Here is a 23,097-nt window from a genome sequence, read left to right on the forward strand (position 1 = left end):
CATGGAAAGGTTACAACTTTGAGGATGCCACTTTTATTTATGTGAAGGATTGTAAAGAAGATTTGTTTACTTCTATTCATGTTGATGAATTTGAACTGGAAATACGTACCAAATTAGGTGAAGAAAGAGACTGACACCTGATATTCCAAACGTAAGTGAGGAAGCAACAAAAGATCTGGATCAGAATGGTATCATCCGTATTGGTGCTGCAATTAAAGAAGGTGATATCTTAATTGGTAAGATCACTCCAAAAGGTGAAAGCGATCCAACTCACTGGAGAGAAGTTGTTACGTGCCATCTTTGGTGATAAAGCAGGTGATGCAAAAGATGCTTCATTGAAAGCTCCAAGCGGAACTGAAGGTGTGGTGATTGATGGAAGGTATTCCAGCGTGCCAAGAAGATAAGAATGGTAAGATTCGTGAAAAAGCATTACTGGAAAAAGTTGAAAAGATCCACGAAAAAAATACAACTGATCTGCTCGATGTGTTGATAAGCAAACTGTTGTCTTTGCTGCAAAGCAAAACATCAGCTAGTGTTAACAACAACTTTGGCGAATCATTGATTGGAAAAAGGCGCTAAGTTCAATCAGAAAAACGCCCGCAACAATTGACTATGTTAACGTTAATCCGTTAGGATGGACAGGTGATGCAACAACTGATGAATGGATCAACCAGTTATTACACAACTACAATATCAAGTTCAACGAAGAAGAGTTGAGCCGTTACAAGAGAGAATTCTCAACATCTCAATCGGTGATGAATTACCTGCCGGTGTAGTAAGAACTTGCTAAAGTTTACTTAGCTGTGAAGCGTAAACTGAGGGTGGGTGATAAGATCGGGAGTCGTCATGAGTAACAAAGGTATTGTGTTGGAAATCGTTCCGCCAGGAAGACATGCCGTTCCTTGAAGATGGAACTCCGGTAGATATCGTATTGAATCCATTGGGTGTACCAAGTCGTATGAACCTTGGACAGATTTACGAAACTGTACTTGGATGGGCTGGTGAAAAACTGGGTGTGAAATTCGCAACACCAATCTTTGATGGTGCAAGTGTAGAAAGAAATTGCCAATCATATCACTGAGGCAGGTTTACCGAAATTTGGGCATACTTATTTATACGATGGTGAAACAGGTGAACGCTTCCACCAAGCAACTGTTGGTATCATTTATATGATCAAACTGCATCACATGGTTGATGATAAGATGCACACCCGTTCTATCCGGACCGTACAGCTTAATTACTCAGCAGCCATTGGGTGGTAAAGCACAGTTTGGTGGTCAGCGTTTTGGTGAGATGGAGGTTTTAGGGCACTGGAAGCTTATGGTGCATCCAACATCTTGCAATTACTTACCTCCAAATCAGATGACATCATGGGTCATTTTAAAAACCTATGAAGCCATTGTTAAGAGTGATAACGTTCCACGTCCAGTATTCCTGAATCATTCAATGTATTGGTTCATGAATTAAGAGGCCTGAGTCTTGACCTTAAATTTGAAGAGTAAGGAACAGAAACCTAAAGTGGTGACACAACCGGTGTTGACTGAAAATCAAAAGCCGGCATCTAAAAACAAAAAACAGAAACACAGATATGGCATTCAGAAAGAAAATCGTCAGAGGCCAGTTTTTCAAAATCACCATCGGACTTGCATCTCCGGATACAATCCTGGAACGCAGCTTTGGTGAGGTGTTGAAAAACCAAGAAACCATTAACTACCGTACTTACAAACCTGAACGTGGTTTTGTTTTTGCGAAAGGATTTTGGTCCGGTAAAAGATTTCGAATGAGCCTGCGGCAAGCACAAGCGTATCCGTTACAAGGGTATTGTGTGTGACCGTTACGGTGTTGAAGTAACTGGAAAAGAAAGTACGTCGTGAAAGATGGGACACATCAAATTAGTTGTGCCTTTGTTCTATCTGGTACTTCAAATCATTGCAAACAAGATTAGGTTATTTGTTAGGCGTAGCTCCTAGAACTAGAGACCATCGTTTACTACGAACGTTGTGGTTATACAACCCGGCGTAAAGAAACCATAAGATGGGTGATCTTCTTTACTGAAGAAGAATACATCAGATCTGTTAGATACATTACCAAAGGACAATCAGTACTAACCTGATGAAGATCCAATGAAATCATCGCCAAGTGGGTGCTGAAGCTTGCATGATATGTTACAGCGCATTGATCTGGATCAGTTGAGTAATGATTTGCGTAATGCTGCAGCAACTGAAACTTCACAGCAACGTAAAGCAGATGCGTTAAAGCGTTTGAGCGTTGTAGAAGCTTTCCGTGATGCAAACCTGCGTATTACCAACCGCCCTGAGTGGATGGTGATGCAGTACATTCCAGTTATACCACCGGAACTTCGTCCGTTATTACTTTGGATGGTGGACGTTTGCGTCTTCTGATCTGAATGATTAAACGTCGTGTAATTATCCGTAACAACCGTTTGAAAAGATTACTGGAGATTAAAGCTCCTGAAGTAATCCTTCGTAACGAAAACGTATGTTGCAGGAAGCGATTGATTCATTATTCGATAACTCAAGAAAATACCACAAATGCAGTGAAAGCCGAAGGCGGACGTGCAATGAAATCTTTAAGTGATGTATTGAAGGTAAACAAGGTCGTTTCCGTCAGAACTTAATGGGTAAGCGGTTGTTGACTATTCGGTCGTTCTGTTATCGTGGTAGGTCCTGAAATGGATTGCATGAATGTGGTTGACCAAAGATATGGCTGCGAATTGTTCAAGCCACTTATTATCCGTAAGCTGATTAAGAGGTATCGTAAAAACTTTTGAAGTCTGCACGTAAACTGGTAGAAAAGAAGACTGTTGTTTGGGATATTCTTGAAAATATATTGAAGGTCAACGGATCATGCTAAACCGTGCCCCAACACTGCACCGTTTATCTATCCAGGCCTTCAGCCTAAACTGATTGAAGGCAGCCATTCAGTTACACCCCACTGGTATGTTCTGCTCCAACGCCGATTTCCGATGGTGATCAGATGGCCGTAACGTTCCGTTGCAGTAATGCTGCTGTATTGGAAGCATCAGTTACTGATGCTTGCATCACACAACATCCTTAACCCGCAACGAGAACGATACCTACTCTTCCTTCACAGGACATGGTACTTGGTCTGTATTATATTTCTAAGAAAGAAAACAACTGATACTAGAAATTGTAAAAGGACAGGGGTAAGGCGTTTTATTCTCCTGAAGAAGTGACATTGCATACAACGGAAAACAAGTTAATCTGCATTGCATGGATCAGAGGTTCGTTTGAATGTGCGTGAAAATGGAAAGTTGTAAAAAAACTTACTGAGACAACGTGGTCGAGTAATCTTCAATCAATTGGAGCCGAAAAAGTTGGTTTTGTGAACACCTTATTAAGAAAAAACTCTATTGAAATCATTGGTGATATCATTGAAATTACCAACGTTCAAAAACAGCGAATTCCTGGATGATATTAAAACACTTGGTTTCCGTACAGCCTTCCAGGGTGGATTGTCGTTCAACATTAACGATCTTCTCGTTCCGGAAAACAAAGAAGAGCTGGTAGGAAATGCAAAGGTGAAGTAAATGAAGTGGGACAGTTATAATATGGGTCTTATCACCAACAATGAACGTTACAACCAGACCATTGATATCTGGAGCCGTGTTGATACACGTTAACTGAAACATTGATTCGTGAAATGGCTACTGATAACCAGGTTTCAACTCCGTGTTTATGATGCTGGATAAAGGGGCCCGTGGTAGAAGGAGCAGGTAAAACAGCTGGCTGGTATCAGGTTTGATGCGTTGGCCAAGAAAATCTGGTTCTACCGGAAGGAGATCATTGAAAAATCCTGTTGAGAATCCTTAAAGATGGCCTGAGGCGTATTGGATTATTTATCTCAACACACGGTGCCCGTAAAGGTCTTGCGGATACGGCCCTGAAAACAGCGGATGCCGGTTACTTAACCCGTCGTTTGGTTGACGTTGCACAGGATGTGGTGATTAAAGATGGAGGTTGCGGAACATTGCGTGTTGCAACAAGTGCATTAAAGATAACGAATGTAATTGAACCATTGAGTGACCGTATTGCCCGGCTTCGCACATCATTACATGATGTATACGACCTGAGCTAATGTCAGCTCCATTTAGCGGCAGAAGAAATTACCTGCAGCCGGTTGCCAAGCAAATTGAAGACAATTGGAATTGAAACAATTGAAATCCGTTCAGTATTAACCTGCGAAAGCAAGCGTGGTGTGTGTGTGAAGTGTACAGGTAAAAACCAACACAGCAGGTGTAATTGCACAGAAAAGTGATGCTGTTGGTATTATTGCTGCACAATCAATTGGTGAACCCGGTACACAGTTGACACTCCCGTACGTTCCACGTTGGTGGTGTGGCTGGTTCAGCATCAGTTGAATCTTCTCTCTATGCGAAATTTGATGGTACCATTCAGTTTGACGGGTTACGTACAGTAACTGCAACAGGCAACGAGGGAAAAGTACAGTTGGTTATTGGCCGTACAGGTGGAAGTAAGGATCATGGATGTAAAGAACTGACCGTTTACTCATCACGAACAATATTCCTTACGGTGCATTGAATATTAAGAAGGACAGCAGATTAAGAAAGGCGAAGGATCTGTACATGGGATCCGTTCAATAACGTAATTGTTGCTGAAATAGCAGGTAAGATTAAGTTAGAGAATATTCTTGATGGTATTACTTTCCGTGAGCAGGCCGATGAACAAACAGGTCACCGTGAGGAAAGTGGTAATTGAAACAAAAGATAAAACCAAGATCCCCGCGATTTTAGTTGAAGGTGGAAAGGATATTAAATCATATAACCTGCCAGTTGGTTCACACATTGTAGTTGAAGAAGGTGAAGAAGTAACTTCACTAGGACAGGTATTGGTGAAAATTCCACGTGTACTTGGTAAACTTCGTGATATCAAGGGTGGTCTGCCACGTGTCAACTGAATTGTTTGAAGCAAGAAATCCGGGTAACCCCGTTGTATCTGAGATCGATGGTGTAGTTACTTTTGAAGCCAGTAAAAGCGTGGTAACAGGAAATTATTGTAACAAGCAAGGATGAGCAACCAAGAAATATCTTGTTCCTCTTACACGCCAGATCCTTGCACAGGAAGGTGACTTTATCAGGCGGTGTTCCATTAGAAGTGATGGTGCAATTGCACCGCTGATATCTTAACAATCAAAGGTCCGTTTGCCGTTCAGGAATATGTGGTAAAATGAAATTCAGGAAATATCGTTTGCAGGGTGTGCGTATCAATGATAAACACATTGCAAGTAATCGTTCGCCAGATGATGAAGAAAGTTGAAATCATTGACGCAGGTGATACAAGTTCCTGGAAGAAGATCTCGTTGATCGTTTTGTTCAATGAAGAGAACGACCGCATCTTTGATAAGAAGGTTGTAACTGAGCCGGGAGACAGCAATAAAGTACGCCCTGGTCAGATTGCGAATTGTTCGTGAATACCGTGAAGAAAACAGCCAGTTGCGTCGTGCAGATAAGAAGCTGATTGAAGTGAGGGATGCACATCCTTCTACCGTACAACCTGTGTTGCTGGGTATTACCAAAGCATCATTGGGCGTTCAGAGCGGATTTCTGCGGCATCGTTCAGGAAACAACGAAAGTATTGAGCACAGCAGCTATTGAAGGTAAAACCGACGATCTCTTAGGTTTGAAAGAGAACGTTATCACCGGTCACCGATCCCTGCAAGTACAGGCTTACGTGAATTCGAGAACATGATCGTAGGAAGTAAGGAAGAGTATGAATTGCTCCTTACTACCAAAGAGCCCATGAGCTTTGATGATGAAGAATAATTCATGAGATCATTATACTCAAAGTCCCCAGTTACGGGGGACTTTTGCGTTGTTAATGCATTCTTAAAATTAATTTGCATTTCCTCTACTCGATCAGATTCCTTTACTTTGCTCACCTGATATGAAAAATTTTCAAACAATCCTTTTGCTGTTATTGACAGCTGCTGTAGCGGTTTTATTTGTGTTGCATTTTTCCGGAAAGAAATCGCCCCTGAAACAGTTAAAAAGTTCGAGAGACACGGCTTCCAACAAGCCTGAACAATTACATGTTGCCTATATTGATCTGGATACCATTCAGAAATACTATGAGTATTTAAACTCAAGAATGCCGACATCGAAAGAGATAAACAGCGGATTGAAATCAAATTCAATCGGAGTTGAATAAACTGAAAAGACCGATTGAGTTTTAAAGAAAGGACAGGCGATTACTCAAATGGAAGCTGAAAAGTTTCAGCAGGAATATCAAACAAGATATCAGCAGATCGGTCAACGCCAGCAAACACTGCAAGGCCAGCATCTTGAAAGTCAGGCAAAAGCTATTGACGATATTCAGAAGAAAATCAATGATTACCTGAAGGAGTTTAATAAGAGTGGCCAATACAATTTTATTTTTCAACTCAGGAAGGGAACCCTACACTGTACTTCAAGGACACTGCATTTAATATTACCCCCAGGTTGTAAAAGGACTGAACGAAGCATACCAGCAATCAAAGAAGAAATAAGGTTTCAGATTAATCCTTATCTTCCGTTTCAATTTTGAAACAGAAATCACTGCTATGTCTTCAGAAAAAGAATTCAAACCATCCGCCCAGTTTATTTGATGCCACAATGGTTGTAGCCGGATCCATGATCGGCTCCAGGCATTTTATTGTAAGTGCCGATATTACCAGGAATGTGGGTAGTGCCGGCTGGTTAATTGTTGTTTGGTTATTAACCGGGTTTATGACTTTAACCGCAGCTGTAGTTATGGCGAATTAAGCGGTATGTATCCAAAAGCCGGTGGACAGAATGTGTATCTGAAAGAAGCATACAATCCTTTGCTTGGATTTCTTTACGGGTGGAGTTTCTTCACGGTTATTCAAACGGCAACCATTGCAGCAGTTGGCGTTGCCTTTTCAAAATTTATGGCGTATTTAATTCCGGGTGTAGTGAAGACCTGGTAGCTTTTGATCTTGGCTTCATTAAAAATTTCTCCTGCACAACTTGTTTCTATTGCATTGATCATCCTGCTCACTTTTATAAATACAAGAGGAGTAAAAGAAGGGAAATATATTCAAACCACTTTTACGGTTACAAAACTATTGAGTTTATTTGGCCTGATTATTTTCGGGTTGATCTTAATGAAAGGCGATGTGTGGACGGCCAACTGGTCGAATGCATGGACGATTCAATCTTTAAGCAAAGACGGTTCAACCGCCAGTTTAACAATGATCGCTGCATTGGGAGCAAGTGCTGCCGCCATGGTTGGTTCAATTTTCAGCGGTGATGCATGGAATAATGTTACATTTATTGCAGGTGAAATTAAAAACCCAAAACGAAACATCGGTTTAAGTTTATTCTTAGAACGCTGATTGTTACAATCATTTATGTTTCTGCCAATGTAATGTACACTGTCATACTTCCATTGCAGGAAATTGCTTCAGCAGAAAAGACAGGGTAGCAGTTGCTGCTTCCAACGTGATCTTTGGAAATGCAGGAACCATCATTATTGCATTGATGATTATGGTTTCAACTTTTGCTGTAACAATGGGTTGATCCTTGCGGGAGCAAGGGTTTATTATACCATGGCAAAGGATGGACTGTTTTTTAAACAGGCCGGAGAGCTGAATAAATTTGCAGTGCCGCAATGGAGTTTGTGGGTACAGTGTATCATTGCCTGTTTATGGAGTGTAAGTGGAAAGTATGGTCAGCTGCTGGATATGATTTCATTTGTGGTAGTGCTGTTTTACATGTTAACTATTGGCGGCATATTCATTCTGCGTAAAAAGCGACCTGATATAGAACGGCCTTACAAAGCATTCGGCTATCCGTTATTGCCCATTATGTATATTCTTATGGGGCTTGCGTTTTGTATTTTGTTGATCGTCTTCAAACCTGAATTTACATGGCCGGGTTTGATCATTGTACTAATTGGTATTCCTGTTTATTATCTTGCAGTGGCAAGTAAAAAAACAGCATAAAGATGAGTGGCTATAATTTTGATGAATTATTTGAAAAGTTATCACAGATAAAAGTAGGAGTGATTGGTGATGTAATGCTTGATACCTATATGTGGGGTCATGTAGATCGTATTTCTCCCGAAGCACCGGTTCCCATTGTTTCATTAGATAAAAAAGAGTACCGTATTGGTGGTGCAGCAAATGTTGCACTGAATATTGCATCACTCGGTGCATCTGTTTCTATGCTGAGTGTGATCGGAAATGATGATGAAGGAAAATTGCTGAATCAGCTGTTGCAGGAAAAGAAAATCAAAACCGATTTTTTACTCAACAGTACCAAACGCATTACTACCAGCAAAACAAGGATCATCAGCCGCAACCAGCAAATGATGAGGCTTGATAATGAAATACACATGATCTCTGGTATGAAGATGAAAACAGGCTGATACTTGCTCTGCAAACATTTATTGCACAGGAAAAACCGCATGTACTCATTTTTGAAGATTATAACAAAGGAGTATTAACTGAACTCATTATTCAGAAAGCAATTGACCTGTGCAAACATCATGGCATCGTTACAGCAGTTGATCCCAAACGAAAGAATTTCTTTAATTATAAAGAGTGGATATTTTCAAACCCAATTTAAAGAAGTAAAAAGAAGGTTTGAATTTACTTGTTGATGATGTGAATGAAGAAACACTGAAATCGATTCATACAAAACTGGCAGAAAAATTACAGCATCACATCATCACATTACTTTCTGAAAAGGGGGTGTTCTACAATAATGAAACAGAAGCAGGAATTATTCCAACACATATCCGCAGTATTGCAGATGTAAGCGGTGCAGGTGATACAGTGATTGCTGTTGCTTCACTTGTTTATGCAGCAACGAAGGATGAAAGCTGATGGCTGAAATGGCTAACATTGCTTACGGATTGGTATGTGAAGAAGTAGGAACAGCAGCCATCAATAAAGACCGGCTGATACAGGAGTGCAAGCTCTTACTTTGAATTCAATTTGTCTTATGGCAACTCTATGAACATTTCTTATTACTTATTGCTTATACATGGTGGTCAAGTCAATCCCAATATAGATAGACAAGCAGTTACGAAACGACGTTGGTGTAACATATGTATTCGATCGTACAAAAAGATGATCATAACAGAACTGAAATATTTATTTAGGCAAACTAAGAACAAAACGGCGGTTTGGAAAATCCGATTTCAAAATTGAATGCATTGTCAATTTTAGAACAAACCAATTTGGGTAATTACTGTTTTGGATGACTAATTACGACGGAACTGCATTAAGATGGTTGGCCCCCCCGCCCCGTTTTAGAAAATGGTGGAACTGCATTAGATGCAGTTGCAGCTGCGGTTGTTTCATTAGAAGATTGCATCATGTTCAATGCAGGAAGAGGTTCCGTATTTACAAAAAACGGCACACATGAAATGGATGCAGCCATCATGGATGGAAAAACATTAGATGCAGGTGCAGTTGCAGGAGTAAGTTCGGTAAGAAATCCTGTTGAACTTGCATTAGCCGTCATGCAAAGAGTGAACATGTTTTATTAAGTGGGGAAGGTGCTTTGCAATTTGCAAAAGAACAGGGATTAAGAATCGAAGACTAACTTATTTTTTCACAATTCGGATATGATCAATGGCAGTTGGTGAAGAATGAAGATAAGATTGCACTGGATCACAATATTCAGGTGTCTGCCTCTGCAAAAGAAAAAAAGTTTGGAACAGTTGGTGCAGTTGCCTCGATCGTTTTGGAAATATTGCAGCTTCAACAAGCACCAGGCGGCATGACGAATAAAAATTATAACCGGATTGGCGACAGCCCAGTATTGGTGCCGGTACTTATGCAAATAATAAAACCTGTGCCATTTCCTGTACAGGACACGGTGAATTGTTTTTAAAAGCTGTTGCTGCTTACGATATGAGCTGTTTGATGGAATACAAAGGAATGAGTTTGCAGGAAGCAATGGATTTTTGTACGCTTGATAAATTGGTGAAAATAAATGGGGAAGGCGGAATGATTGGTGTGGATGCAAAGGAAATACAGCCCTTGTATTTAACAGCGACGGTATGTACCGTGCAATGCAAAACAGTAATGGTGAAAAACAAATTGCCATCTACAGATAATTAACTCTCAACTGCTTTGTACTACGTTGCTCTAAAGGCTTTCGTTTAAGATTATGTGGAAATGCTCTATCAAAAGAGCAAGTAGTATCTTTGAACAATGAAAACATATGCTGTAATTGTGGCCGGTGGTGCCGGTAAAAGAATGGGTTCAGCACTTCCCAAACAATTTTATTACTGAAGAATAAACCTGTTCTCTATTATACTATTGATGCTTTTCTGAAAGCTGTTCCCGTATTCATGTTATCATTGTATTGCCTGAAGAACATTTAGAACTGGAAAGAAATTGTGGATGGTTTTTTTGATGAACAACAGATTCAGTTAACAGTTGGTGGTGAAACAAGATTTCATTCTGTACAGAATGGGTTGAAGCTGATCAGTGAAGAATCAATCATCTTTGTGCATGATGGTGTTCGTTGTTTAGTTAGTGAAGAATTGATTCAGCGTTGTTAGACAACTGCACTGGAAACAGGCAGTGCAATACCTGCTGTTGGATGCAGGGATAGTGTACGGATGATTACAGCAGATGGCAATGATCCTGTTGACAGAACCAAGCTCCATCTTGTTCAAACACCACAAACTTTTCACAGTAAAATTTTATTGCCAGCTTTTGCCATTGATTATAAGGAACGCTTTACCGATGAGGCAACTGTTGTTGAAGCATTTGGATTGAAAGTAACCCTGGTGCAGGGTGAGGACACGAATATCAAAATCACCAACCCGATTGACTTGGTAATTGCTGAGAAAATACTGGAGAAATAATTACTCCTTCATCCACCTTAATAATTTCGGTAACCTGTTTATGCGTAAAGCAGGATATCTCTCTTCTATAGCACCATAACTGCTGTAGAAGAATGCAAGATTACGGATATCACTTCCTTCAAAGTCAAGCAGGGTGGGAGTTGCAGCATGTTTTTTAATAAAGCAATCGATCAGCTAATGCGAAGCTCCCAATGTTTTTCCATTGGGATGATTGCCAACAAGTATATAATACCAACGTTGATGTGAATAAAGAAATACGGCAGAAGCAAGTAACTCACCTGCTTTTGAATAAATGCCAAGCGTTTCAACTTTTTGTTTTTTTCTGCTTCTGTAGCTACTTTTAAAAAACCTGCTTATCTGCTCATCAGTAATGGATGAAATCCGTTGCATGGTTTCTTTAGCCAATGAAATGATTTCGTTCAGTTCAATTCCTTCTTTTATAATTAAGCCACCTGTTTCTGCTTTTTTAATGTTACGCTTCAAATTGGAGCGGTAAGCACTACTGATGGTTTCGTAATCTTTATCTAAGGGAAGTACAAAATTGATCCGTTCTGTTAAGGGGTAGTCATCTACACTGAAAAGATTCTGCTGATTGAGATAAATATCAAAATATTTAAACTTTGCAGGAATCGCTATCAAAAATGCTTCAAGCATTTCTTTATCTATATTCTTTTTTGCAAATACACCAAGACTTGCACAGAAATATGGCTGAAACAAATAGTGAATACCGTATTTCTTATTCCAGGTGAGCGGCATTACAGCTTCATAATCATTTAACACTAATGCATCCCATTGGTCAGCCATCGCATCGAGGTACCAGGAGTAACTGTAAATAAGCCCGTTTACAGAATGATCAATACAATTGTCCCATTTTGTTTTATCAATTTCAGAGTGTGGTATGTAGTTGATTTGCTGCATCAGAAAGGCATGCGCCTGTCAAGTTTTTTCAGACTGAGGTTTTGAATATCGATACTGAAAGCAATGTTCTTTAAAAACGTTTTCGGTAATGGTTGATTCAAAATAATCCCTGTACACTTTACTGTATAACAGCGGAACATAAACAGTAATTGTATTTTTCAGGAATGACATCTGCAAGCCTGCATCATATAAAACCCTGCCCGTATTTGCATTTGCTTTCCACGCATCGGCATAAGTGCCGATGTCAACATATACTTTCAGTGGAATTTTTATCGGAAAAACTTTCAGGATATTTATCTGATCGGGAATATCAGTAACGAAATTCATCGCCATTAGCCAGTCATCTGTTTTGCCAATCTTGGCTGCCAGCAGATCTGTGCGAACTTTAAAACCGCCATCTCTCATCATGATCTGCTGACTTGCAAAACCTTCAAATTCATTGCGGCCAATAAAGTAATTGCTGTAAGTATAATCTTCATAGCCTTTTGGTCCTGACATGTTTAAATGATAAGGATCGGTATTGAATTGTTTACTGATGGTTTTGGAACCGAGGTAAATAAACTTTGCCCGCAAAAATGCGGATATCAGCCCCAGCGAAGCATTATAGTTGAAGTAATAATTTCCCGTTACTGCAAGGCGAATAAATTCTTTGCCCTGTTCTGCCACCAATTCAGCTTTGTACGGATACAGAGCCCTTGTATTCTGCACAACATAACGTAACTGGTTAATGTAACGGTTTGTTTGAATCGTTTTTACTTCTGTAAACCGGTTGCCATTGGGAAACGTATCGCTTCTGAAACGTAACTCATCTTCGTTCAGGAAAAATGTTTTCCATTGAAAGAAACGTTCTCTTGTGCTTCTGGGTTCTTTTCTGCCAGCACAAATTTCAATGATGGTGATATTTTTCTGAAGCCCGTAACGTATTTGTTATTCGCAGTATCAATAAAATCGCCTGTGTTAAATTTCAGTCCATTCAATGCAACTGTAATCCGTTGAAATGTTTTCTTCGGATAGAATGTATAACCCAACCGTGCAATGCCATTCAGCTGTTTACTTTTGTAGCATACATCGGCGCAACAATGAATTGAAAAGGAGTGGCGGGTAATGTAAAATTATGGATTGCTCCGCCAATCATTAACCCGTCGTACAGATTATTACCGATAACAGGAGAGAGTATTACAACATTTTCAGTAGCGGTATTCACCCAAACAATTGGAGCAAATTTCATTTTTTCTTTCCTTCCAGGTTTTAACGGGCCTTTCTTATCCAATAAAGAAAAAACGTAATCAAGATTTCTTCCTGTTTATTGTTCCACTGATGTTTTTAAATCAAGCGGATAAGGATGTTTCAGTTTCCATTGCTGAAAGTAGTTTTGCATGGCTGCATCAATTGCGCTGCGTCCAAGCTGTTCTTCCAGTAACTGCATAAAGTTTGCACCTTTTTCATATGCAATAAGGCCGTAGTTGGCTTCTGTTAAACTGTCGCTTGTTGTGCTGAGCGGCTGATCTTTTTCTCCATCGTTCAAATGTGTGCAGGAAGAAGTTGTCGTCAAAATTTAAATCAAATAATTTCTTTTTTTAGGTGTTGTGCGATACCTGCTTTCTTCTTTATCAAAACGCTTGTCGTAATAGGAGTTAATGCCTTCATCAAACCAAGGATACTGCTGTTCATTATTTGCAAGCATACCCTGTAGCCAGTTGTGACCCACTTCATGCTGAATAACACTTTCCAGATCTTTCTCTGTTTTCATTGAAGTGATAGCGGTAATACAGGGATATTCCATGCCACCTTCAAACCCCATCTTTGCTTCAACAGCTGCAACTGTATTGTAAGGATATTCACCAATGGTTTTACTTCTGTAAAGAACTGCATCCTTCACCATTCGTATGCTGTTCTCCCAAACAGGACCACTGTTAAAGCTGAATGCAGTATAAATATTAATAACTCTCCCGGATGCAAGTTTGAGTGTATCATGTTTCAACATGTATTTTTGTCTGCAAACCATGCGAAATCATGAATATTATTTTGCTTATAAATAAGCGTTTTTAGTTCATTGTCATTTGGCTTTGGTGAAAAGCTTAAGATTTATTGACAGTTGCAGGTTTTTTTAATTTGACTGGTTTCCTTTTTTGGGAAGGCCGAATTTTTAAATCTCTTTCGTACAAATCAGATTTGTTGTCAAGAAATTTAATTTCTTCTTCATTCTGTAAATCACCGCTGCTGAGTACCACATAAGTTTTGGAAGAGTTACTTTTTCACTTCATAGTTTCCGAAATCACTGTAAAATTCTCCCTGGTCGAGATAAGGCAATGGATGCCATCCTTTCCAATCATACACTGCAGGCTTGGGATACCATTGTGTTATTTGATACGATTGACCCACATGACCGCCCCTTGAAAAATTCTTTGGCAACTGTACATGAAAGGGAGTGGTAATTTCAATGGAAGCTCCCGGCGCCAATGGCTGAGGCAGTAATACTTTAATGATATCAATGTGCTGCGGATGATCTTCTGTTTTTGCAAGAACAGAGTTTACACGAAAGTCTAAACGATTAATATAACCACGATCTTCTTTGTTGGAGAAATAGAAATCGGTGCGGCCGTTTTCCAGTAACTGATCACTGAAAGCTGTTTTATCAGTACGGAAGGCATTCGGCCATACATGAAACCAGATGAAAGTTAAGGTATCAGGAGAACGGTTGATGTACTCTATTTTTTCAAAACCATCGAGTGTATGCTCTGCATCATTGAGTGTAACCTCTATTTTAAAATTGACCTGCTGCTGCCAGTACGGCTGCTGTGCAAGCGTAATGGATGATACAAACAAAAACAGGAGAGCTATGAAATATTTCACTCAGTTGGTTTTATCAAAAATAATGTGTTCTTTCGGTTGCACCTATAATTTCCCCTTTCGTTTTAGTAAAGCAAAAAAATCATCGAGTTCTTTACTACTTGTTAATTCAAGACTATTTTCAAAGTCTTCAGGATAAGGATGGCGGAATTTCCATTCATTGTAATATGCATGGATCCCATTGTCGAATACATCCCTGCCCAAACTCTGCTCAAGCACATAGGCCCAGATGGCTGTTTTGAGATAAATCACCATTCCGTATTCATCCTTATTTTTAAATTTTTCTGAAGCCGTTTCAATGGCTTCTTCCATTGGGATTTCATTGAGTGCATTGTATATGATTCCCTGGAATTCAGCCGGACCTTTCTGTTTCAGATCAGCAGGAAGAGATTTGCCAAAAATAGAATTGCTCCTGTATTTTTCTGCTTCATAACGAAATTGGAAAAAAGTATTCAACCCTTCATCCATCCATGCATGCTCTCGTTCATTGCTGCCGAGAATTCCATAAAACCAGTTATGACCCACTTCATGTGTAATTACTGCATCGAGTGTTTCAGGGTCTGCATCCGGACTTGTGATTAAGGTAATCATGGGATATTCCATACCACCGCTTGATACATTACCCGGACCTTCCACTGCATTTACAACGGGGTAGGGATACTCGCCAATCCAGTTTGAATAGGTTCTTACCGCATCTTCCACATAGTCTACACTCTTACTCCATCCTGTATTGTCTTTTTTGAAAAGAAGGTAAATGCATCAATCACTTTTCCTGATGCTAATTGTAATGTATCGTACTGAATAAGAAAATCATTGTCGGTAAACCAGGCAAAGTCATGTACTTTTCTGCTTTGTACTGCAGTGTTTTTTGTTACAGCTGTTGTATTGGGTTGATAAGCGATAAAATTTTCTGTTCTGTTCTTATTCAACGCACCGCTTTCTTTATACTTTTCAGTTCCTCTTCATTTTGTAAGCTACCTGTTGCCCCAACAATATAATTTGATGGAACAGTAATGTTCACTGTAAATGTTCCGAATTCACTGTAATACTCTCCCATGTTTAAATAAGGAATGGGATGCCAGCCTTTTCTGTCGTACACGGCTGGTTTGGGATACCATTGGCAAACAGCAAAGGCATCATCAATAAAACCACTTCTTGAAAAGTAGGTTGGGAACTTTACATGAAAAGGTGTGCTGATGGTTATTTTAGCACCGGGCAATAATGGTTTGGGCAGAATGAGTTTTACAATATCAATATTCTCCGGGTGTTCTTCAACAGCGATTGCTTCATTATTTACTTTAAGCAAGACCGTCAATATAACCCTTTACTGATTTTTAAATTTGCTCAATCCCTGTTTGTCCCCTTCTTTATACTGATTGTATAAAGCTGTTTTATCATTCTTATATGCATTTGGCCAAAGATGGAAACCAGATGAAAGTAAGTGTATCAGGTGAATGATTAATGTGTTCCATCTCCTCAAAAGCTGAAAGAGCTTTCTCCGTTGTGTTCAACGATACATCAATTTTGTAATGAACTTCCTGTTGCCAGTAGGTTTGCTGGGCTGAAATTGAAAAGCAGATCATCAATGCAGCTAAGAGAGCAAGCGGTTTCATATGTGCTGAAATTTAATTTTCGGGTTGTGTACAGAACCTAAGGTCATCTTCCTTTTCCTAAAAAATCAAACGGATGGTATGGATGATGATCTTGATATCAAGTGCCAGTGAAATATTTTCAATATACAGCAGATCGTATTTACTGCGTTCCACCATTTCATCCACTGTTTCTGCATATCCAAACTTCACCATGCCCCATGATGTGAGACCGGGTTTTACTTTCAGCAGAAAACGATAGTAGGAGCTTTCTCAACAATCCTGATCAATATAAAATCTGCGTTCGGGTCTCGGACCTACCAGGCTCATTTCACCTTTTAATATGTTCCAGAATTGCGGCAGTTCATCGAGCCTCCATTTACGCATTGTTTTGCCCCATGCGGTAATGCGCTGATCGGTTTCAGATGAAAGTGCTGGACCATCTTTCTCTGCATCAGTGATCATTGACCTGAATTTATGGATGGAGAATTTTTTCCCTTTCAATCCAATCCGTTCCTGTGAATAAAAAACAGAACCATTAGATGAAAGTTTTACCCTGATGGCTGCAAACACAAGCAAAGGAGATAAGATGATGAGTGAAATCAAAGAGACAATAATGTCAATGAGCCGTTTAATATTCTGCTGCCACTCGCTCATCATGTCGGTATGCAGATCAATGAGTACAGCGCCCAGTACATTGCTTGTTCTTACTGAACCTGAAAGAATATCAATGGTGTTGGGTAAAAGTTTAATGGTAATATCATGCTCACTCAACAAACTCAGTGATTGTTCCATCGACTGACGTTCCTTTTCTTCGGTAGCAATGATTACCTGTTCAATTTTATGCTCATGAATGATCCGTGCAAGATCTTTTAACGAACCAAGCGGAGTAAGATATTTACTTAACCCATTTGTGGATGTTCCGTCGGGATATAAGAAACCGGTAAAACAAAAGCCCAGTGTTTCGCTTGAACCTTTTATATCCTTATAGAGCTTGATTGCATTTTTATTGGCGCCAATGATGAGTGTGTTAATCTGCACAATTCCTTTCAGTAACTGACGCTTGATCATGTTTAGAACAAGCCAGCGAAACAGCCAGGTAAAACCAAACTGTAATCCAAACAGCAATAAGCTTTCTTTATAGTAGAATGTATACGCAATGATCCTGTCATCGAGAAGAATGGCAAAGAAAATAATGAGTGTACCTAAAATGCAGCTGAAGAACGTGAGTGTTAGCTCCTGTAATCTTGATTTACTGTAGAGATTTTTATAACTTCCAAAGAGGTGATAAAGTGTAAGCCAGCAAAGCGGTATAAAAATAATTCCATAAAAAAGTGGCGTCGAATGGCTGATCAAAAATGGATGCAGCTTCGCCAGCAATACTCTGCGTAACAGGTAAAATAAGCCCCATGCAAATGTTGCAGCCAGCCAGTCGGCCATTACATACCACCAATATGTATACGGGGCGATGAGGTCATTCAGTTAAGCTAAAGCAGTACGTTGTATTTTCTGAAGTATCTGGTGGGCAACTTCCATTGCACGTAATCCATCCACTTCACTTACAGGTACAGGTTTATTATTTACTATGGCATCTCTGAATTGTTCCAGTTCCATTTAATGGCATTTACTTCAATCACCGGAGGGTTTGAAATAGCGATGGTTTTTTCCCATCCTGGTATCAATGTCAAAGGAAAATTCTTCTTTGTCGTCGTTTGTTTTCATTTTGATGATCTCGGCCTTCTTTTCGGGAAATCAATACCAATATAAGCATCTCTCTGGAAGAGCCTGATCTTACGCATTTTTTTCATACTGATACGGCTGCTGGTAAGATTGGCCACACAACCATTGTCGAATTCAATACGAACGTTGGCAATATCAGGTGTATCGGTCATTACCGCCACACCATTAGCGTATACATTTTTTACATCGCTCTTTACCAAACTTAAAATAATGTCAATATCATGAATCATTAAATCAAGTATTACACTTACTTCTGTTCCCCGTGGATTGAACTGTGATAAACGATGCACTTCAATAAACATCGGATTCAGTTCGAGATCCTTTACCGCAAGGAAGGCAGGATTAAAACGCTCCACATGACCCACCTGCAGTTTTACATTCGCTTCCCTAACCAGCTTTACCAGTTCATTGGCTTCTTCCATTGTGTTGCACATGGGCTTTTCCACAAATACATGTTTACCGAGGCGTACAGCCATCTGGCAGAGATGAAAATGATCGGGAGTGGGGGCAACAATATCGGCTGCATCGCAGAAAGCCATTAATTCTTCGGGGTTGATAAAACGTTTGAGCTGATATTTTTCTGCCACCGTTTTTGCAATACAGTCGCTGGGATCGTAAAAGCCAACCAGTTCAACGCCTTCTATTTCTTTCCAGTTATTGAGGGTGAAATTTTCCAAGGGTGGCCTGCGCCAAACACTGCTATTTTGAGCATTCAGATTTGATTAAGTGCCGCAAATATAACCAAGCTTTGTGTGGCGATGCAAAATGAAAAGATTTTGGCTGGAAAATGAGAAAACTTTTTTCCAAACCTGCAAACCCCCCTATCTTTGCCGTCCCAAAAATGGATGAGAATCGGCTTGCTGATTCAAAACACAGGAGTAGGGGTAGTTGGATCGGTAGTTCAGTTGGTTAGAATGCCGCCCTGTCACGGCGGAGGTCGCGGGTTCGAGTCCCGTCCGGTCCGCTTTTAAAAAGTCTAAAGGCTTGTAAATCAATGATTTGCAAGCCTTTTTTCATATCGGGGTAAACATAGGGTAAACAATTCAAAATATGTCTGTAAAAGCATACAAACCCTTTGCAGATTGCTTCGCTAAAAAATTCAACTGCTGATATTTTGAAAGATTGGAACAATAGTATTCATCCAATGCTTTTGCATAGCCTTCTGTTATTAGTATTTCATTCAAGCAACTTCCATCAGGCAAAATGATGTATGCTAATTGCCGCTTGTAAAAATCAAAAAATACTTCTCTTCAGTTATCAAAGTAATGTTTGTACCGGGTGGTGCAATCGTTAAAACAAAGTCTGTTGATTTGCCGCCTAATTGAATTAAAAATTCACCTGCTACCCTGGCTTTCTTTTCATCTTCAAATCAGCTTTCTATTTCTTTTATTCTCTGGTGCATCAAGGCCGTATAAACGAATTTCTTTTTCATCTTTTGAAAAGATGTTTTGTACCATAAAACTGTCCCCATCTAAAACCCTGGTGATTTTACAATGAGTTTCTATTAAATATGGTGCGATAGCATCAAATTGCATTGCTTTACCTATTGATAGTCAAATACTTATAACGAAGTTAGATTTATTTTTGTACTGTAAAATTTTTCATTTTTAAACAACTAAATTTTTATAATTATGGCAAGGCAAACAGGCTTAGTAAAATACAACGGCACTATGGGTGGTGTTCGTCATTTCAAAATCAAAGGGCTTGCTGGTGACTTTGCAGGCATGGCCGGTGGGCCATCTGCGGAGCAGATAAACAACGACCCGGCGTTTATTAGAACCCGTGAAAACATGAATGAATTTGGTGGCTCTGCTGCTGCCGCAAAATCCGTAAAGGGTTGCACTTTCCCAAATCATCAAACAGTTTTCAGACCCTCGTTTAACTGGCCGTCTTACGGCTATTATGAAACAAATAAATCTGGAAGACCAAGCAAACAAGAGGTAAAAGGGCTATTGAAATTTCAACACAACGCCAGTATTTGGAAGGCTTGGAGTTTGATGCAAATTTGAGTTTATCGGGTTTGTTCAATGCTCCTATTCACTTTCAAATACAGTTGCCCGTGATAGTGCAACATTTACTATTCCAGCTTTCAACCCTGCCAACCTTGTAAATGCTCCGGCAGGTGCAACACACTTCCGTTTGGTAAATGCGATTGCAGTCGTTTCCGATTGGGTTTATAATGAGACTACCGGAAATTATGAACCAACTGATATTGCATTGAATGAGCTTGCAGACGTTCAGTATTCAGTTTATCTTGATTTAAACGCAGTAACTGCTGCAACAACCGTAACCACTACATTGCCAGGCTCACCAACAATGACCGCAACAGTAAGCGTTTTAAATTGCGTAGGCATCGAATTTTATCAGCAAGTAGGTTCAACCTATTACCTCTTTGCTTCCAGGTAATGCTTTAAGGGTTGATGAAGTTTTCTAAATATTTTCCACTGCAAAAAATGCCCTTACCGTAAAGGTGGGGCTTTTTTTGCCTTATCCCCTCGCTGCATCCTCTGCAATCATGCAGCAATCATCGCTAAATTTCACTGTAATTCGTTGCTTTGCTTTGCATTTTTCCAAAATGGTGCAATCATATACGGCTCATATCGGAAATATGTAGGAAATAAATTGCTGTCAAGCAGTGTTTCAAATCTGTGTAAAGGTCAAATAAAGGCTTTACAGGGTTGGAACCCTGTAAGCTGGTAACTTACCATCAAAGAAAAAAGCACTACCCCTAAAGGAGGTAATGCTGAAAAACTGACCGACTGGAATGAACACCAAAGACCACCGCAAGGCATTATAAACCTTGATACCGGGCGAAGGGACGCAATTGAAAAAGCCCTGGCGACGACCGCTGAACGCAAGAGGCGAAACAGGAACAAACTGGCGGAAAGAGTGACCTACTGAAAGGACAAATGCCTGATAAACTCCTGCTGAAATACGTAGATGCTTGTGCATAAGTATAAATTTTATATACCTCTCTCAGCAAGGCGGATAAAAAACCAAAAGGAAACGGAATAAAAGATGGCTTTGTGTTGGGGCTGTGTTTATGCCGTAGTTCTTTTGTTTTTGTTGTTTGTGCGGTTGCCCGCCTTGCTACTTTTGCGTATAAAAATTTATACTTACACAACTGCGTATTTCAAAAGGGCTGCATTAGTTTTGCTTTTCAGGTAGCGGTATATCGTTGCTCTTTTCACATCTTTAATGAGTGCCAAATTTTGCATCTGCTTTTCTTTTTGTTCCAATAGTTTTATTTGGTTTATGGTTTTTGTGTAGGCAGTATGTTGTTTGCTTACATGCTCTGCCTGTGTTGCAACTTCCTTTTTAAATTCATCAATGCGGATAAATGGGATAACCGAACCTGTTAGTAATTGGTGGAAATGTTTTGCCTTCCATAAACCGAACAGCAACCAGAAATAAAAGTTCTTTTCATCCTAATTTTTGCAGATACACACATAGGAATTTGGGCAAGGTTTATCAAGCGGCTTCCCACTATTTAAACCCTTGCAAAGAATGTAAAATTCAAATTGTGTGCTTTGATTTTTTACGCTGAATGTTTGAAACTTTGGACTGTGCATAGTATGAGAATTTAATTATTGCTCCGCTACGCTCCGCCTATACAAAACCCAAAAGAAAAAAGAAAAAAAACCGAAAAAAAAAAGAAAAAAGAAAGCAATTTTATCAGGTGGCGTGGCTAAAAAAACAAGGAGGAACGGAATAAATGATGGCCTTGTGCGGTGGGGCTGTGTTTATGCCGTAGTTCCTTGTTTTTTTTAAAGCATGGGGCTGTGCCAGCCAACTAACTTTGCTGCATTTTTTTATTTGTATGTCAAACGGAATTTTAAAAAAGAGAAAGGGATTTATGTTTTTCCTGACTTACCTAAAATCTCTTTTTGATGTTGCTTAACTGCCTTACTGTTTTTAGATAACATGGCTACTTCAACATCAATTATCAAAGAATCATTGTAATGAATCCTTGCCTGTTTCTGCATTTGGATATTGACAATATCAATATTGGATTGTTCTATAAAACGGATGCCCGAAACGGGCTTTCGTTTATTCTTTAACCATATAGTTATCCGATAGAAAGGCATTGCTAATATTATTAGTAAAGGTAGGATTGCAATACTTAAATGGAAAAATCATTTAGTTATGAAAAGTACTGTTGTATTTGTGTGCTGGGTGGGGTAATATGCCGCAGAAAAAAATAAAGCATACAACTGCTCTTGTGCGGATGGTAAAAGCAAATGCAATGACTGAACGCAATGGAGCAAATGTATAGGGTAGCTTGTAGTGGCATGAGCAATCCCGAATGTGTAAGGGTTATGTGTGCAGGCTATCGGGATGCCAGGACACGAAAAGCCTGTGTGCAGGTTTGTGGAATGAAGGGAAGGAATTGCTTTTGCTGTGCGGTGCTGAGGTTGGTGAAATGAACGCAATGAACGGGTGTAGCGGAATGCAGTGAAACGGAATGTAGGAACAAGTGAATGAAGAGAATGAACCTACCGCAAGCACATGGCAAACAAATAGATACATGCTTTATTTTTTACTGCACCATTGAAGGGGAGGTTGGGGTGTGTGGGGTTTTCAGGGTGGGTGCGATGGCTAAAGGAACGGCTTAGCACATAAAGCAATTACATGGGTTTTGTGTGTGAGCATTGCTTTATGGGGATGTGGTGTTGGCTACTTAACATAATGGCGTATTATATGGTCTTTTGTGTTGGCATGTCTTGCATAAGCGTAGGAAAAAGCATATAATGCCGCATTATGTTTAAGTATGCTTCCGGCATTTTATACTGGCATAAGGGCTGCGAAGGGGCTTTGGGGCAGCCCGTCTTTTTTTGGATATGCCGTGTGTTGGCTTGGCTCTTTGACTATGTAACGAAGTGGAATAGGCAATGTGCCAAATGGCTTTGCTGCATAGCCACAAAAAGTATGACAGTTAAAAATGACGGCAACACCACAAGTGCAGTGAAGCGTTGGGTTTGTGATATGAGCTACTGCACAAGCCGTTCCTGTGTTGGCTGGGTAGGGTGCAAAATAGATTCGTGGCTTTGCCCACACCGCTTCCTGCGTTAGGGATTGAAGTGGAAATCCTTTTTGTTTCAAAAGATTGT

13 protein-coding genes, 1 tRNA gene and 10 pseudogenes are annotated in these 23,097 nt (G+C 39.8%); 10 read left to right on the forward strand and 14 right to left on the reverse strand.

Annotated elements, in window-relative coordinates; translation table 11 throughout:
• The 8 genes and pseudogenes from rpoB to ispD all read left to right on the forward strand — a co-directional run bounded on the left by rpoB (window position 1) and on the right by ispD (window position 10,889).
• A pseudogene (gene rpoB, locus IPK31_22305) lies at window positions 1-579 on the forward strand (DNA-directed RNA polymerase subunit beta).
• Window positions 555-1,502: pseudogene (locus IPK31_22310) on the forward strand (hypothetical protein). The pseudogenes rpoB and IPK31_22310 overlap by 25 nt, the downstream one beginning before the upstream one ends.
• Before the next feature lie 86 nt (window positions 1,503-1,588).
• A pseudogene (rpoC, locus tag IPK31_22315) lies at window positions 1,589-5,824 on the forward strand (DNA-directed RNA polymerase subunit beta').
• 145 nt (window positions 5,825-5,969) lie between these two features.
• A complete protein-coding gene (locus IPK31_22320) occupies window positions 5,970-6,209 on the forward strand; it encodes a hypothetical protein (protein MBK8090396.1) in 240 nt (79 codons plus the stop codon).
• A gap of 443 nt (window positions 6,210-6,652) precedes the next feature.
• Window positions 6,653-8,004, forward strand: a pseudogene (locus tag IPK31_22325) (amino acid permease).
• Between the two features lie 2 nt (window positions 8,005-8,006).
• Window positions 8,007-8,993, forward strand: a pseudogene (locus tag IPK31_22330) (carbohydrate kinase).
• A gap of 390 nt (window positions 8,994-9,383) precedes the next feature.
• Window positions 9,384-10,130, forward strand: a pseudogene (locus IPK31_22335) (isoaspartyl peptidase/L-asparaginase).
• A 97-nt stretch (window positions 10,131-10,227) separates the two neighbouring features.
• A pseudogene (gene ispD, locus IPK31_22340) lies at window positions 10,228-10,889 on the forward strand (2-C-methyl-D-erythritol 4-phosphate cytidylyltransferase).
• Window positions 10,890-11,063: 174 nt separating this feature from the next.
• Here the strand turns inward: ispD and IPK31_22345 are convergent.
• The 10 genes and pseudogenes from IPK31_22345 to IPK31_22390 form a co-directional block, all read right to left on the reverse strand.
• A complete protein-coding gene (locus IPK31_22345; GenBank protein ID MBK8090397.1) occupies window positions 11,064-11,807 on the reverse strand; it encodes a hypothetical protein in 744 nt (247 codons plus the stop codon).
• A gap of 18 nt (window positions 11,808-11,825) precedes the next feature.
• Complete coding sequence (locus IPK31_22350) at window positions 11,826-12,515, reverse strand: hypothetical protein (protein ID MBK8090398.1); 690 nt, start codon at window positions 12,513-12,515, stop codon at window positions 11,826-11,828.
• A 334-nt stretch (window positions 12,516-12,849) separates the two neighbouring features.
• On the reverse strand, window positions 12,850-13,035 hold the full coding sequence (locus tag IPK31_22355; protein ID MBK8090399.1) for a hypothetical protein: 186 nt from the start codon (window positions 13,033-13,035) through the stop codon (window positions 12,850-12,852).
• 75 nt (window positions 13,036-13,110) lie between these two features.
• Entirely contained in the window at window positions 13,111-13,359 is a 249-nt protein-coding gene (locus IPK31_22360; protein ID MBK8090400.1) for a hypothetical protein, read from the reverse strand.
• A gap of 3 nt (window positions 13,360-13,362) precedes the next feature.
• Window positions 13,363-13,791: a hypothetical protein gene (locus tag IPK31_22365; protein ID MBK8090401.1), complete on the reverse strand. Its 429-nt coding sequence runs from the start codon at window positions 13,789-13,791 to the stop codon at window positions 13,363-13,365.
• A gap of 263 nt (window positions 13,792-14,054) precedes the next feature.
• Window positions 14,055-14,660 (reverse strand): hypothetical protein, encoded by a 606-nt coding sequence (locus tag IPK31_22370; GenBank protein ID MBK8090402.1) that lies wholly within the window; start codon window positions 14,658-14,660, stop codon window positions 14,055-14,057.
• A gap of 42 nt (window positions 14,661-14,702) precedes the next feature.
• Window positions 14,703-16,270 (reverse strand): annotated as a pseudogene (locus IPK31_22375) (M1 family metallopeptidase).
• A 57-nt stretch (window positions 16,271-16,327) separates the two neighbouring features.
• On the reverse strand, window positions 16,328-16,462 hold the full coding sequence (locus tag IPK31_22380) for a sugar transferase (protein ID MBK8090403.1): 135 nt from the start codon (window positions 16,460-16,462) through the stop codon (window positions 16,328-16,330).
• Window positions 16,463-16,519: 57 nt separating this feature from the next.
• Window positions 16,520-17,686: an exopolysaccharide biosynthesis polyprenyl glycosylphosphotransferase gene (locus tag IPK31_22385; GenBank protein MBK8090404.1), complete on the reverse strand. Its 1,167-nt coding sequence runs from the start codon at window positions 17,684-17,686 to the stop codon at window positions 16,520-16,522.
• 42 nt (window positions 17,687-17,728) lie between these two features.
• Window positions 17,729-18,698: pseudogene (locus IPK31_22390) on the reverse strand (Gfo/Idh/MocA family oxidoreductase).
• A gap of 178 nt (window positions 18,699-18,876) precedes the next feature.
• Here IPK31_22390 and IPK31_22395 point away from each other — a divergent pair.
• A tRNA-Asp gene (locus IPK31_22395) sits at window positions 18,877-18,950 on the forward strand.
• 79 nt (window positions 18,951-19,029) lie between these two features.
• Here the strand turns inward: IPK31_22395 and IPK31_22400 are convergent.
• A complete protein-coding gene (locus IPK31_22400; GenBank protein MBK8090405.1) occupies window positions 19,030-19,188 on the reverse strand; it encodes a hypothetical protein in 159 nt (52 codons plus the stop codon).
• A gap of 162 nt (window positions 19,189-19,350) precedes the next feature.
• Window positions 19,351-19,521 carry a hypothetical protein gene (locus IPK31_22405; protein ID MBK8090406.1) on the reverse strand — a complete coding sequence of 57 codons (171 nt, stop codon included), beginning with the start codon at window positions 19,519-19,521 and terminating at the stop codon, window positions 19,351-19,353.
• 96 nt (window positions 19,522-19,617) lie between these two features.
• Here IPK31_22405 and IPK31_22410 point away from each other — a divergent pair.
• Window positions 19,618-20,420, forward strand: a pseudogene (locus tag IPK31_22410) (hypothetical protein).
• Between the two features lie 236 nt (window positions 20,421-20,656).
• On the opposite strand, the gene IPK31_22415 reads toward IPK31_22410, so the two are convergent.
• Window positions 20,657-20,938, reverse strand: a complete 282-nt coding sequence (locus tag IPK31_22415) for a hypothetical protein (protein ID MBK8090407.1) — start codon at window positions 20,936-20,938, stop codon at window positions 20,657-20,659.
• Between the two features lie 902 nt (window positions 20,939-21,840).
• A complete protein-coding gene (locus IPK31_22420) occupies window positions 21,841-22,074 on the reverse strand; it encodes a hypothetical protein (GenBank protein MBK8090408.1) in 234 nt (77 codons plus the stop codon).
• Window positions 22,075-23,097: the final 1,023 nt, after the last annotated feature.

Source organism: Chitinophagaceae bacterium (genome assembly GCA_016713085.1).
Taxonomy (GTDB): domain Bacteria; phylum Bacteroidota; class Bacteroidia; order Chitinophagales; family Chitinophagaceae; genus Lacibacter.